The 13,749-nt window shown below is 71.1% G+C and carries 13 protein-coding genes and 1 tRNA gene; 1 reads left to right on the forward strand and 13 read right to left on the reverse strand.

Translation table 11 applies throughout. The features are described from left to right. The 5 genes from tilS to ACTZWW_RS03945 form a co-directional block, all read right to left on the reverse strand. On the reverse strand, positions 1–709 hold a 709-nt coding region (gene tilS / locus ACTZWW_RS03925; RefSeq protein ID WP_444779774.1), incomplete at its 3' end, for a tRNA lysidine(34) synthetase TilS. A gap of 19 nt (positions 710–728) precedes the next feature. Then, complete coding sequence (gene ybgF, locus ACTZWW_RS03930) at positions 729–1,667, reverse strand: tol-pal system protein YbgF (protein WP_444779635.1); 939 nt, start codon at positions 1,665–1,667, stop codon at positions 729–731. A gap of 82 nt (positions 1,668–1,749) precedes the next feature. Further along, complete coding sequence (locus ACTZWW_RS03935) at positions 1,750–3,054, reverse strand: aminotransferase (protein ID WP_444779636.1); 1,305 nt, start codon at positions 3,052–3,054, stop codon at positions 1,750–1,752. Positions 3,055–3,135: 81 nt separating this feature from the next. Further along, on the reverse strand, positions 3,136–4,155 hold the full coding sequence (locus ACTZWW_RS03940; protein ID WP_444779637.1) for a complex I NDUFA9 subunit family protein: 1,020 nt from the start codon (positions 4,153–4,155) through the stop codon (positions 3,136–3,138). Between the two features lie 122 nt (positions 4,156–4,277). Beyond that, entirely contained in the window at positions 4,278–4,649 is a 372-nt protein-coding gene (locus tag ACTZWW_RS03945; RefSeq protein ID WP_444779638.1) for a hypothetical protein, read from the reverse strand. Positions 4,650–4,851: 202 nt separating this feature from the next. On the opposite strand from ACTZWW_RS03945, the gene ACTZWW_RS03950 reads away from it, so the two are divergent. Continuing rightward, a tRNA-Leu gene (locus tag ACTZWW_RS03950) sits at positions 4,852–4,937 on the forward strand. Positions 4,938–5,632: 695 nt separating this feature from the next. Here the strand turns inward: ACTZWW_RS03950 and ACTZWW_RS03955 are convergent. From ACTZWW_RS03955 to ACTZWW_RS03990, 8 genes are all read right to left on the reverse strand, one after another. Beyond that, on the reverse strand, positions 5,633–5,833 hold the full coding sequence (locus ACTZWW_RS03955) for a hypothetical protein (protein ID WP_444779639.1): 201 nt from the start codon (positions 5,831–5,833) through the stop codon (positions 5,633–5,635). A 101-nt stretch (positions 5,834–5,934) separates the two neighbouring features. Continuing rightward, positions 5,935–7,092, reverse strand: a complete 1,158-nt coding sequence (locus ACTZWW_RS03960) for an iron-containing alcohol dehydrogenase (protein ID WP_444779640.1) — start codon at positions 7,090–7,092, stop codon at positions 5,935–5,937. Next, positions 7,089–8,471, reverse strand: a complete 1,383-nt coding sequence (locus ACTZWW_RS03965; RefSeq protein WP_444779641.1) for an aldehyde dehydrogenase family protein — start codon at positions 8,469–8,471, stop codon at positions 7,089–7,091. Before ACTZWW_RS03965 ends, ACTZWW_RS03960 begins: the two co-directional genes overlap by 4 nt. A gap of 2 nt (positions 8,472–8,473) precedes the next feature. After that, positions 8,474–9,838, reverse strand: a complete 1,365-nt coding sequence (locus ACTZWW_RS03970; RefSeq protein ID WP_444779642.1) for a glutamine synthetase family protein — start codon at positions 9,836–9,838, stop codon at positions 8,474–8,476. A gap of 74 nt (positions 9,839–9,912) precedes the next feature. Continuing rightward, positions 9,913–10,947: a TRAP transporter substrate-binding protein gene (locus tag ACTZWW_RS03975; RefSeq protein WP_444779643.1), complete on the reverse strand. Its 1,035-nt coding sequence runs from the start codon at positions 10,945–10,947 to the stop codon at positions 9,913–9,915. 58 nt (positions 10,948–11,005) lie between these two features. After that, positions 11,006–12,334 carry a TRAP transporter large permease gene (locus ACTZWW_RS03980; RefSeq protein WP_444779644.1) on the reverse strand — a complete coding sequence of 443 codons (1,329 nt, stop codon included), beginning with the start codon at positions 12,332–12,334 and terminating at the stop codon, positions 11,006–11,008. Then, positions 12,324–12,908 (reverse strand): TRAP transporter small permease subunit, encoded by a 585-nt coding sequence (locus tag ACTZWW_RS03985; RefSeq protein WP_444779645.1) that lies wholly within the window; start codon positions 12,906–12,908, stop codon positions 12,324–12,326. Before ACTZWW_RS03985 ends, ACTZWW_RS03980 begins: the two co-directional genes overlap by 11 nt. Then, a complete protein-coding gene (locus ACTZWW_RS03990) occupies positions 12,905–13,681 on the reverse strand; it encodes an N-formylglutamate amidohydrolase (protein WP_444779646.1) in 777 nt (258 codons plus the stop codon). Before ACTZWW_RS03990 ends, ACTZWW_RS03985 begins: the two co-directional genes overlap by 4 nt. Positions 13,682–13,749 lie beyond the last annotated feature (68 nt).

The raw sequence follows: 13,749 nt of genomic DNA on the forward strand, positions 1-13,749 counted from the left end.
CCTCGAGCGCGTCCTCGGCCCGCGCGGCGCGGGCCGCGAGCCGGGCGAGGCGCACGGGACCGAGGCCCTCCGCCGCCAGCAGCGGCGCGATCCGCCGCAGCCGCGCGCGGGCGAAGCGCGGGGCCGCGTTCGACGGGTCCTGGACGAAGTCCCACTCGCGCGCCACGCAGGTGGCCACGAGGCGTGCCTTGGGCAGGTCGAGGAAGGGCCGCGCCAGCACGAGCCCGTCGAGATCCGCGCGCGGGCGCATCCCGGCGAGGCCGGCGGGCCCCGAGCCGGCGCAGAGCCGCATCAGCACGGTCTCGGCCTGGTCGTCGCGGTGATGTGCGGTGAGGATCGCGCCGGCGCCGGCCGCACGGGCGGCCTCCGCGAGGAGGGCGTAGCGGGCGGCGCGCGCGGCGTCCTGGACGCCCCGAATCGGCTTCTCGCCCGGCCAGGCGCGGATCTCGTGGGGAAGCCCGACCTCGCTCGCCCATGCGGCGACCCGCAGCGCCTCCGCGGCCGAGCCGGGGCGCAGGGCGTGGTCGATCGTGACGACGCGGGTGGACGTGCCGGTCTCGCGGGCGAGCGGCGCGGCGAGGCGCATGAGCGCGACCGAATCGGGGCCGCCGGAGATGGCGAGGATCAGCCCGGTGTCGCGGAAATCACGGAAGTGCGGCGTCAGGCGGCTCCGCGCCTCGGCATCGGCGAGGGGAGCGTCGTCCGGCACGACCATCGCGGGCGAGGGCTCAGCCGCAGGAGGCGCGGCGGCGCTCGCGCTCGACCGCCTCGCGCACGGGCATCGAGGCGTCGTCGTAGCGGCGCGTGAGCTCCGCGAAGGTGGCGCAGGCCTGCTCGCGGGCGCCGAGCTCGACGAGCGAGGTGCCGAGCTTGAGCATCGCGTCGGGCGCCTTGGGCGAGTCCGCGTGCTCGGTCGAGACCTTGAGGAACTGCTCCGCCGCCTCCCGGTGGCGGCCGCGCTGGGCGTAGGTCTCGCCGAGCCAGAAGGTGGCGTCCGGCACCAGCGCGTCGCGCGGGTGGGACTGGAGGTACTGGCGAAAGCCCATCTCGGCGCGCTCGTATTGGCGCTGCAGCAGGTAGGCGTAGGCCGAATCGTAATCGAAGCGCGGATCCTCCGAGCCGGTGGCGGCGATGGACGGACCCGCTCGCTCGACGGACGGCAGAGGCGCCTCGCCGCGCAGGATCGCGGCGATGTCGAGCGGCGCGCCGCCACCCTCCGGCGGGGGCGCCTCGGCGGCGCCGAGCGGCGTCGAGGGCGTCGTGGTGCCGAGCGGCTGGGGCGCGCCCGGTGCCGAGGGGCTCGTGCCCGGGTCGAACGCGTCGGAGCGCTGGCCGGGCGCCGCCGAGGGCGCTCCGGCCGGCGCCGTCGCCGGCGGCGGGAGGGCGGAGGCGGGGCCGCCCATCTCCTGGAAGCGGAAGTCGACGTCCTCCTGGAAGCGCTGCAGCTGCTCGCGCAGCTGGCGGTTCTGGAACGTCAGTTCCTCCACCTGCCCGGAGAGGCGGCGCACCTCCTCCTCGAGCTGGTTGAGGCGTACGACGACCTCCGTCGCGCTCTGGGCGCGCGCGGGCGCGCTACCTGCGAGGAGGGCTGCGAACGGAGCGGCCGAGGCGAGCGCGACGAGCGCGAGCGCCGAGGCGAACGCGACGAGGGAACGGGGAAGGAGCATGGAGCGCGGTACCGATCGGTGCGGGGAACCTCCCGATACCACAGTCGCCCGGGGCGGCCAAAATATGGCGTGGGGCGGCCGCTCAGGCCGGCGGGTCACCCTCGCCGCGAGCGTGCTGCTCGGCCTCGACCGCGGCCGCCAGGATCGCGAGCGCGACGCCTTCCGCCGCCGCGCGCACGTCGGCGAGGGAGGGGAAGCTCGGGGCGATGCGCAGGTTCTCGTCGCGCGGGTCCGTGCCGCCGGGCCAGGTCGAGCCCGCCGGCGTCATGGCGATGCCCAGCGCCTTGGCGGTGGCGACGACCTTCCTCGCCGTACCCGGGCGCACGTCCACCGAGACGAAGTAGCCGCCCCGCGGGCGCGCCCAGCGCGCCGCGCCCGTGCCCGCGAGCCGCGCCTCGAGCGCCGCCTCGACCGCCGCGAACTTCGGCGCGAGCAGCGCGCGATGCCGGTCCATGTGCGCGGCGAGCCCCGCCGCGTCGCCGAAGAAGCGCACGTGGCGCAGCTGGGCGAGCTTGTTGGGGCCGATCGTGCGCAGGCTCGCCTTGGCGAGGTACCAGGCGACGTTGGCGGGCGAGGACCCGAAGAAGGAGAGGCCCGCGCCGGCGAAGGTCACCTTCGAGGTCGAGGCGAAGACGAAGGCACGGTCCGGGTTTCCCGCCGCCGCGCAGGCGTCGAGCACGTTGGCGAGCGTGTCGCCCTCCTCGACGAGGTCGTGGACGGCGTAGGCGTTGTCCCAGAACAGCCGGAAGTCCGGCGCCGCGGTCTTCATCGCAGCCAGCGCCTCGACCACGCCCGGCGCATAGGTCTCGCCGGTGGGATTGGAGTATTTCGGCACGCACCACATGCCCTTGACCGACGGGTCCTGCACGGCGCGCGCCACCGCGTCGACGTCCGGACCCTCGCCGGTGAGCGGCACGGGGATCATGCGAACGCCGTAGCCTTCGGTGATGGCGAAGTGGCGGTCGTAGCCCGGCACCGGGCACAGGAAGGCGATGGGGCCCTCCTCGCGCGACCAGGGGCGGGTCCCGCCCGGCACCCCGTGGAGCAGCGCCCAGACCAGGCAATCGTGCATCATCGCGAGCGAGGCGTTCTCGCCGACGACCACCTGCTCCGGTGGCGCGCCGACCATGCCGGCGAAGAGCCTGCGGGCCTCGGCGATGCCCTGCAGGCCGCCGTAGTTGCGCGCGTCCTCGCCCGCCTCGGTGTGGTAGTCGCCGTTGCCCGGCAGCGCGAGCATGGCGTTGGCGAGGTCGAGCTGCTCGGGCGCGGGCTTGCCGCGCGTCATGTCGAGCTTGAGCCCCTTCGCCCGGAACGCCTCGATGTCGCGCGCGACCTCGGCGGCGAGCGCCCGCAGGGCGTCTGTGGTGAGTTCGGCGAGAGCGGGCACGAGGGGCCTCCGGACGGCTGTGGATCGCCGGAGGTTAAGGAGCCGGCCGGCTTCGCTGTCAAGCCGTGACGGCGCGCACCCTCACGCCGCCGTCCCGTCGCGCGGATCGCGGGGCGCCTCGAACTGGCCGCGCTTGCGGAAGCGCTTGAGGTAGGCCGGCACGATCGCCTCGACCGCGGTCGAGGCGATGCCGATCCCCTCGAGCGTGCGGCCCTCGGCCTTCGCCGCCTCGGACACGACGTTGTCGGAGGCGAGCATCTTCAGCTGGTCGCGGGTGAGCACGATCTCGTCGGGCAGGAGGCCGAGCGTGACCTTGTCGAGCGTCTCGGTGAGCCCCGCCTGGAAGCGCGCGAGCTTGTCGGGCAGCGTCAGGATCGGGCGGCGGCGCTCGGTGTAGCGCAGCACGAGCTCCACCACCTCGCGGAAGGTGAAGACCTCCGGCCCGCCGAGCTCGTAGACCTTGCCGCCGGCGACCGTCCCGTCCATCACGCGGGCGATCGCCTCGGCGACGTCGGCGACGTAGACCGGCTGGAAGCGGGTGTCCGCGGCGGCGATCGGCATCACCGGGAGCGCGCGCGCGAGCACGGCGAAGCGGGTGAAGAAGCCGTCTCCCGGGCCGAACACGATCGAGGGCCGCAGCACCACCGCGTCGGGCAGCGCCTCGAAGACCCGCGCCTCGCCCTCCGCCTTGGTGCGGCCGTAGCGGGACGCGCTCTCGGGATCGGCGCCGATGGCGGAGACGTGGGCGAGCGGCACGCCGACCTCGGCCGCGGCCCGCGCGACGGCCGCGGCGCCCTCCGTCTGCACGGCGGAGAAGGTCTGCTTGCCGCCCTCCTGAAGGATGCCGACGAGGTTCACCGCCCCGTCCGCGTTCTTCATCGCGGCGCGCACCGACTCGGGGAAGCGCAGGTTCGCCTGCACGGGCATGATCTGCCCGACGGTGCCGAGCGGCTGGAGGTGGTAGGCGAGATCCGGGCGGCGCACGGCGACACGCACGCGGTAGCCGCGCCGCGCCAGGATCTGGCAGACGTACCGGCCGAGGAAGCCGGATCCGCCGAAGACGGTGATCAGTTTCGCGCTCGGCCAGCCTGCCGCCTGCATGGTCCCTCACCCCTCGCTCACGATGCGGGGGATCTCTAGAGCGTTCCGCAGCGCTGGGGAAGGGCGCGCGGTGAATTTGCCGCGCCCGGCGCGGGCTTTCCGCCCCCCCGACCCGGTCCGCGTCAATCGCGCCGGGGAATCTGCGGAACGCCGTGGCGGCCGCGGTCGACGACGCGCACCGGGATCGGCCGCAGCACGCGGTCCTCGTCGCGATGCCCACCGCCCCCGCCGCCGGAGCCGCCCTCGTGGTCGTCGTCCTCCCAGGGCAGCAGCATCACTGCCGTGGCGATGGCCGCGCCGCCGCAGGTGACGGCGAGCCCGAAGGCGAGGAGGATCACGGCGACGAAGCCGTTGGGATCTGTGAGCGCCAGGGTCGCCACGCCGCGGAAGTCGACCGCGACGAGCACGGCGGCGATCGCCATGCCGAAGCCGATCCCCAAGAACCCGTTCGTCACGAACAGGCGGATCAGCGGCTGCTTCATCAGGGCACGCATGGGCGGCCCTCCTTCTCGAGCAAGAGCGCGTCTATGGAAGAGTACGCATCCGAGGCCATCCTGGATCCGTCCCCTTTACGATTTCCTGCATCTCCCTCGGATTCGCGGCGGGGCTCTGTCGGGTACGCGCCCCGCGCGGACGCGAGAAAGACGATTGACGGCGCCCGCGGACCTGCTATGAAGCCCCCCACCGCGCGAGCGGGCCCAGGTGGCGGAATTGGTAGACGCGCTGGTTTCAGGTACCAGTGGTTAACAGCCGTGGAGGTTCGAGTCCTCTCCTGGGCACCAAGCCGACGCAGATGCGTTGTGCGCCGAACTCCCCGATCCAAGTGAATTTTCGATACCGCCCGTGTTGCGCACGGATGGTCGACGCTCCTGCCGCGCTCGCTTCCACGCGCGGCGACGCGACGGAGTCGAGTACGGCTGAGCACGCCTTTCGAAGGCAGCGGGACGACGGCCGCCGGCTCGACCTTTTCGATGAGATTCAACGCGACTGCTCTCCTCGGTTCAATGTTGCCGCTACTCTCGCCGATGAGTAGCATATCCTGGGCAGTACGGGAGAGAGCGCCGCGTGACACCCGATGAGTTGGACAAGCTCCGTGCGGCGTCCCGCAGCTTCGTCGCCCACGCGCGCCAGGATGCTCATCCGGGTCTTGCCGTAGTGCCAATCAGCTTCCGGGCCAAGGCGGCCGCGAGGAGCGCGAGATGACGAAACGAGCGACGACCGGCACGAAACGAACGGCGCCCTTCAAGACCCGCACATCCCGGGCAGGGCACGTGCTCACGCATGCCGTCTCCGTGGCTCCCTCGGGCAAGGTCCGTCTCCGCAAGCCACGGGCGGCGAAGCGCTCCGCCGACTACGCGGCCGCGATGGCACGCCTGGACGCGCTCCCCGCGGACTTTCTCGACTGGATGGACGACGTCCCGGCATGGCCGCTGGACGGGCCCGAGGTCCTGGGCGGCCGCCGATAGGCTCGTCCCGCTCACCCTTCCCCCATCAACCGATCCCTGATCGCCTTGTACCCCTCCACCGCGTGCACGGCCGGGCTGCCGTCCGCCTTCGGGCTCGTGTAGACGAGCGCGCCTTTCGCATGGGGGTGGGGCTCCACGCGGACGATGTGGGCGATGTTGATGAGCACCTTGGGCTTCTGGACGCTCTCGACGGTCAGCTCGATGAAGGGCATGGGGCGGCTCGGGGCTCCTCGCGGCGGGGGACGCTGGGGAGGCTAGCGGGGGTGCCTTGACGATTTCCTGACGCCCCCGCCCCGGGCCGAGCCACGCGCCCTCAGAGCGCCGCCTCGAACAGCCCCCTCAGGTTCTCCTTCGTCAGCTCCACCGGATTGCCGCCGCAGGACGGGTCGTCGAGCGCCATGGCGACCATCTCGTCGATCCGGTCCGCCGTCACGCCCATGTCGCCGAGCCGGCGGGGAATGCCGAAGCGGTCGTTGAAGGCCTGGACGAAGGCCCGGAAGCCCTCGTACCCGCCATCTATGCCGAAATACGGTGCGGCGCGGTCGAAGCGCTCGCGGATCGCCGGTGCGTTGAGATCGAGCACGGCGGGCATGCAGACCGCGTTCGTGGTGCCGTGATGGGTGTTGAACAGCGCGCCCACCGGGTGGCTCATGGCGTGGATGGCGCCGAGCCCCTTCTGGAAGGCAACCGCGCCCATGGCGGCGGCGGACATCATGTTCGCGCGCGCCTCGATGTCGCCCGGCGAATCGTACGCCCGCGGCAGGTTCTCGATCACGAGCCGCATGCCTTCGAGCGCGATGCCCTGGCTCATCGGGTGGTAGAAGGGGCTCGAGAACGCCTCGACGCAATGCGCGAAGGCGTCGAGCCCGGTGCCCGCGGTGATGGCCTTGGGCATGCCCACCGTCAGCTCCGGGTCGGCGATGACGACGGAAGGCAGCACCTTCGGGTGGAAGATGATCTTCTTCACGTGGGTCTGCGAATTGGTGATGACGCTCGCGCGGCCCACCTCCGAGCCCGTGCCCGCCGTGGTCGGCACGGCGACGATGGGGGCGATGCCGCTCGCGTCGGCCCGGGTCCACCAGTCGCCGACGTCCTCGAAATCCCAGATCGGCCGTGTCTGGCCCGACATGAAGGCGACCATCTTCGCGAGGTCGAGCCCCGAGCCGCCGCCGAAGGCGACGACGCCGTCGTGCCCGCCCGCGCGGTAGGCCTCCAGGCCCGCCGCGAGGTTCAGCTCGTTGGGGTTCGGGTCGACCTCGGCGAACAGCGCCCTGCCGAGGCCGGCCTCCTCCAGGACGGCGAGCGCGCGGGCGGTGATCTCCATGGAGGCCAGCCCGCGATCGGTGACCAGCAGCGGCTTTGCGATCCCCGCCGCGCGGCAGGCCTGCGGCAGCTCGGCGATACGGCCGGCGCCGAAGCGGATGGCGGTGGGGTAGGACCAGGTGGCGCGGGGACCGGCGGGCGGGCTCATGAGCGAACCTTCTTGAGGTGGTAGGATTTCGGGCGGGTGAGCGCGTGGTAGCCGAGCACGGAGAGCCCCGCGCCGCGGCCGGTGTCCTTGCAGCCGGTCCAGCAGAGCGCGGGATCGAGGTAGTCCGCGCGGTTCATGAAGACCGTGCCGGTCTCGACGCGGTCCCCGACGCGGGCGGCGCGCTCCGGGTCCGCGGTCCAGAGGCTCGCGGTGAGGCCGAAACGGCTGTCGTTCATCAGCCGGATCGCTTCCTCGTCGTCGGCGACCGGCATGATGCCGACGACGGGGCCGAAGCTCTCCTCGCGCATCACGGCCATGTCGTGCGTGACGTTGGTGAGCACCTGCGGCGTCAGGTACGCGCCGCCGTCGTCGGCGGGGTCCTTGGCCAGGTGCGCGACGGCGCCGGCGGCGACGGCCGCGTCGATCTGCTCGCGCACGAGCCGCGCGAAGCGCACGTGCGCCATGGGGCCGAGCGTGGTCTCCTTGTCGAGCGGGTTGCCGAGGCGCTGCGCGCGCGCCCACGCCACCGCCTTCTCGACGAAGGCGTCGTAGAGGCTCTGGTGGACGTAGATCCGCTCTATCCCGCAGCAGCATTGCCCGGAATTGAACATCGCGCCGTCCATCAGCCCGTCGACGGCCGCGTCGAGGTCGGCGTCCTCCATGACGTAGCCGGGGTCCTTGCCGCCGAGCTCGGTGGCCACGGGCACGAAGGTGCCCGCCGCCGCGCGCTCCATCGCCTGCCCGCCGGGCACCGAGCCCGTGAAGTTGACGAAGTCGACGGCGCGCCCGGCGATGAGCGCGCTCGACGTGTCGTGATCGAGGAAGACGTTCTGGAACACGTCCTCAGGGATGCCCGCCGAATGGAAGGCCTTCGCCATGCGCTCGCCGACGAGCAGCGTCTGCGTAGCGTGCTTGAGCAGCACGGTGTTCCCGGCGATCAGCGCCGGCGCCACCGTGTTGATGGCGGTCATGTACGGGTAGTTCCAGGGCGCCACCACGAAGACCACGCCCCAGGGCAGCCGGCGGATATAGCGGCGGAAGCTCTCGTCGTCGCTCACGGGAATGTCGGCGAGCGCGTCCTCGGCGATGGCCGCCATGTGGGTGCCGCGCTCGGAGAAGCCGCGGAACTCGCCGCCGTAGCGGACCGGCCGGCCCATCATCCGGGCGAGCTCGGGCACCACCTCGTCGTTCATGGCGCCCACAGCCGCGATGCCGGCGAGAACCAGCTCCGCCCGCTCGCGGATCGAGCGCGCGGCCCAGGCCGGCTGCGCGGCTCGGGCGCGGGCCGCGGCGGCGCGGGCGGCGTCGGCCGAGAGGGCCGGCCGCTCGGCGAAGACCGATCCGTCGATCGGCGAGATACATCTGAGGATCTGCGACATGCTCACGCTCTCTCGAAGCCCCGCTCGATCTCCCAATCGGTGACCGCGCGGTCGAACTCTTCCTGCTCCCACTCGCCGCAGCGGACGTAGTGGTCGACCACCGCGTCGCCGAAGGCCTCGCGCAGCATCGCCGAGCCGCGCAGGGTCTCGATGGCGGCGCGCAGCGCGCGCGGGATCTCGACGACGTCGCCGCTCGCATAGGCGTCGCCCTCGTAGGGCGGGTCCAGCGCGAGCCCCTCCTCCATGCCCTTGATGCCTGCGGCGATCATCGCGGCCTGGGCGAGATAGGGGTTCATGTCGGAGCCGCCGATACGGCATTCCATGCGCACGCCCCGCGTCCCCTCCCCGCACAGCCGGAAGCCCGCGGTGCGGTTGTCCACCGACCACACCGCCTTGGTCGGCGCGAAGGTGCCCGCGGCGAAGCGCTTGTAGCTGTTGACGTAAGGCGCGAGGAAGATCGTGTAGTCGCGGGCATAGGCGAGAAGCCCCGCGGTGAAGCTGCGCATCAGCGCCGACATGCCGTGCTCGGCCTTGGAATCGTGGAAGGCGGGCTCGCCGTCCTTCCAGACGGAGAGATGCACGTGGCTCGACGAGCCGACCTTGCCCGGGGCCCACTTGGGCAGGAAGGTCGCCGAGCAGCCGTTCATCCAGGCGATCTCCTTGGCCGCGTGCTTGGCGATCGTGTGGTGGTCGGCGCAGTCGAGCGCGCTCGCATAGCGGATGTTGAGCTCCTGCTGGCCGGTCTCGGCCTCGCCCTTCGAGTTCTCCACCGGCACGCCCGCACCCACGAGATGGTTGCGCAGGGGCCGCATCACGGCCTCTTCCTTGGTGGTCTGGAAGAGGTTGTAGTCCTCGTTGTGGCCGTTGAGCGGGACGAGGTCGCGGTAGCCGCGCTTCTGGAGGCTGCGGTAGTCGCCCTCGAACAGGAAGAACTCGAGCTCGGTCGCCATCATGGCCTCGAGCCCCATCGCCTCGAGCCGCGCCGCCTGCCGACGCAGCATCTCGCGCGGGGAATGGGGCACGGGGGCGTGGGTGTGGTGGTCGAGCACGTCGCAGAGCACGAGCGCCGAGCCAGGCAGCCACGGCATCAGGCGCAGCGTGGAGAGGTCGGGGCGCATGACGTAATCGCCGTAGCCCTTGGCCCAGCTCGTCGCGGCGTAGCCGTCGGGCGTCGACATCACGAGATCGGTGGCGAGCAGGTAGTTGCAGCAATGGGTCTCGCGGTGGCCGTGCTCGAGGAAGTTGGCCACGTGGTAGCGCTTGCCCATGAGCCGCCCCTGCATGTCCACCATGGCGACGAGCACGGTGTCGATCTCGCCCGAGGCGGCCTTGGCGGCGAGGGTCTCGAGGGTCAGGTTCGCGGGCATGGCGGGCTCCGATGGCGGGCGCGGGAGGGCGGCCCGCACGGGGCCGCCCTCGATCTCTTCGAGGCGGGCGGAGGTCAGAACGTGTAGGGCGGGCCCGCCTGGTTGATGATCTCGTTGTACTCTCGGAAGATCGAGACGATCCTGGCGTGGACCTCGCCCTCCTCGGCGATCTCGGTCCAGAACTCCTTGGCGGCGTTCTCGACCTCGGCCCATTCCGCGGCCGGCACGGTACGCAGCGCGAGCTTGTCGCCGGTCGCCCGCAGCCGCGCCTCGCCGCCCCAGTACCATTGATTCCGGTAGGTGTGGCCCGCGTCGATCGCCGCCATGACGAGCCGCTTCAGGTGATCGGGCAGCTCCGCCCAGCGCGCCTCGTTCACGAAGAAGGAGCCGATCCAGGCGCCGGAGATGTTGTTCGTCAGGAAGTAGTCCGTCACGTCGGCCCAGCCGACGGTGTAGTCCTCGGTTATGCCCGACCAGGCCATGCCGTCGAGCTCGCCCGTCTGCACCGCGACCTCGGCATCCTCGTAGGGGATGTTCACCGGCACCACGCCGAAGCGGCTGAGGAAGCGCCCGGCGGTGGGGAAGGTGTAGAGCCGCAGGCCCTCGAGATCGGCGACGGAGGTGATCTCCTTGGTCGTGTTGAAGTTGCACGGATCCTGGCCCGCGGCGGAGAGCCACTTCACGCCGACCTTGGCGTATTCCTCCTCCCAGATCTCGGCGAGACCATACTGGTTGAACAGCACCGGCACGTCGAGGATGTGCTTCGTGGCGAAGGGGAAGTAGCCGCCGAACACCCGCAGCGGCGTCGGCGAGGCCATCGAGTCGTCGTCGGAATGGACGCCGTCGATGGTGCCGCGCTGGAGCGCCTGGAACAGCTCGCCGGTGGGCACGATCTGGTCGGCGTAGAACAGCTCGATCTCCATCTCGCCGTTCGCGGCGGCGTTGATCGCGTCGATGATGGGCTTGGTCACGTGCTCGCCCAGCGCCGCGCCGGCATAGGTCTGGAAGCGCCAGCGGATCGGCGCCTGGGCACGCACGATGGCCGGTGCGGCGAGGGTCGCGGGTGCGGCGAGGGCCGCGCTCTTCAGGAATGTGCGTCTCGTGGTCATCTCGGCTTCTCCTCTGGTTCGAATGGCCGGCCGGTTGACCCGGCTCTGGTCCTTGCGATCACAGACCGTACACCTGAGCGGGAAGCCAGAGCGCGATCTGCGGGAAGATCATCACCAGCGCGAGCGCCAGGATCATGATGAAGACGAAGGGGATGATGGAGCGGTAGATGTCCCCGAGCTTGATCTCCGGGGGCGCCATCGCCCGCATCAGGAAGAGATTGTAGCCGAAGGGCGGGGTCATGTAGGCGATCTGGCAGGTGATCGTGTAGAGCACGCCGTACCAGACGAGGTCGAAGCCGAGCGCGCCCACCAGCGGTACGTAGAGCGGAGCGACGATCACGAGCATCGCCGTGTCGTCGAGGAACGTGCCCATCAGGATGAAGCTCAGCTGCATCAGGATGAGGATCACCCAAGGGTTGAGCCCGAGCTTGTCGGTGAAGAGGTCGTCGATGGCGCGCACGGCGCCGAGCCCGTCGAACACCGCCCCGAAGGCGAGTGCCGCCGTGATGATCCACATGAACATGCAGGTGATGCCGAGCGTCTGGCGCGTGCTGGTCTCGAACACGGCCCACGTCATGCGCCCCTTGGCGACGGCGGCGACGAAGGCGGCGATGGCGCCCACGGCCGAGCTCTCGACGAGGCTCGTCCAGCCGTTGACGAAGGGCACCATCATCACGGCGAAGATGCCCACCGGCAGGAGCCCAGCACGCAGGAGCCGCATCTTCTCGGCGCGGGTGATCTGGTCGCGCTCCTCGAGCGACAGGGTCGGCCCGAGCTTCGGGTTCAGCCGGCAGCGGATGGCGATGTAGACGATGAAGAGCCCAGCCATCATCAGCCCGGGGATCGCGCCGGCGAGCCAGAGCTGGCCCACCGGCTGGCGCGCGATCATGGCGTAGAGCACGAGCACGACGGAGGGCGGCACGAGGATGCCCAGCGATGATCCCGCCTGGATCACCCCCGTGACCATCAGCTTGTCGTAGTTGCGTTTCAGCAACTCCGGCAGCGCGATCGTCGCGCCGATGGCCATGCCCGCGACGGACAGCCCGTTCATGGCCGAGATCAGGACCATGAGCCCGATCGTGCCCATGGCGAGGCCGCCGGGCATGCCGCCGGTCCAGACGTGGAACATCCGGTAGAGGTCGTCGGCGATCTTCGACTCCGACAGGACGTAGCCCATGAACACGAACATCGGCAGCGTCAGCAGCGGGTACCAGCGCATCACCTTGATGATGGCCGAGAAGCCGATGTCGTAGCCGCCGCGCTCGCCCCAGAGCAGGATCGCTGCGATCACAGCCACGAAGCCGATCGCCGCGAAGACGCGCTGGCCCGTGAAGAGCATCAGCATCATCGTCGAGAACATCAGGATCGCGATCAGCTCATAGGGCATCGCCGCGCTCCCCCTCGCCGAGCGCCTGTGAGCCCGGTGCATCGTCCTCGTGGCGGATCGGCGCGCCGGTGGCGAGGAACAGCACGTCCTTCGCCAATTCGCTCAGCGCCTGGAGCAGCATCAGCGTCACGCCGATGCAGATCGTCACCTTGATCGGCCACATGTACGGCCGCCAGGCCGAGGACGAGCGCTCGCCGCCGAAGGAGAAGGAGTAGATCGTGCTCTCGATCCCGCCCCAGAGCAGCACGCCGAGGTAGAAGATCAGGAAGCCCACGGTGAGCACGTCCATCAACGCCTTGCGCCGGGACGAGAGCGCGCCGTAGATCAGGTCCATGCGCACGTTCGCGCCCATCTGCATGGCGTAGGGTCCGCCCAGGATGAAGTAGGCGACCATCACGAACTGGGCCATCTCCAGCGTCCACAGGGAGGGCACGAAGAAGGTCTTCGAGATCGACGACCAGAGCAGGATGCCCATCAGGCCGAACAGGCCGAACATGACCACCCGGCCGATGGCCCAGTTGCAGCGGTCGATCACGGCGACGTAGGCGCGAAGGCCCCTCAGAAGTGCATTCATGGCGCCGCCCCCGCAGCCTGCGGCGCGTCGGCGAGTGCGCGCGCCAGCGTCCGCGCGAGGTGGTCGCCCATGCGCGCGGACGCCGCGTCGGTGGCGATCAGGTCATTGCGCACCTCGATCATGAGCGCACGGCGCCCCTCGCCCTCGCCGTGGCGGGCGAGCGTGTAGGTGACGCCGTCGGCGGCGGAATAGGGCTCGTCGAGCGCCGCGCGATAGGCGCCACGCGCACGCTCCGCGGCGACGGCCGCGCTGGCCAGCGCCGCGTCCTCGTGATGCAGGAAGCCGATCTCCACCGCGCGGGGAACGCCGAGATAGACCGGCGTGAAGCTGTGGACCGTGACGAGGTCGATGGTGCGCCCGCAGCGCCGCTCCTGGGTGCGGCAGACGTCGGCGAGCGTGGCGTGGAAGGGCTCGTGCACGCGCTCGAAGCGCAGCCTGCGCGCCGCCTCGTCGAGATCGCGGTTGCCGGGGACGTCGTAGCGCTCGCTGCGCGCGGGGATGCAGTCGGGCGCCGAGAGCGGGCGGTTGCAGTCGTAGACGAGCCGCGACAGGCCGCCCGACACGAGCGGCGCATCGAGCCGCTCCGAGAGCCGGCGCGCCAGCACGGCGGCGCCGATGTCCCAGGCGACGTGGGCACTCCGCGCCTCGTCGTCGAGGCCGAGGTCGTCGAGCTCCGGGGGGATCGCGCGGGAGGCGTGCTCGCACACGAGGACGAGCGGCGCCGCGCCGGCCGTCCCCGTGATCTCCACCGCCGTCCAGCCCGCGTCCGCCACGTCGTCGCCCCTCCCCGCCTGCCGTCGCTCGAGGCTCCTCGCCGCAAACCCCTTGCCGCAAACCCCTT

The organism is Salinarimonas sp. NSM (genome assembly GCF_052380005.1).
GTDB lineage: Bacteria > Pseudomonadota > Alphaproteobacteria > Rhizobiales > Beijerinckiaceae > Salinarimonas.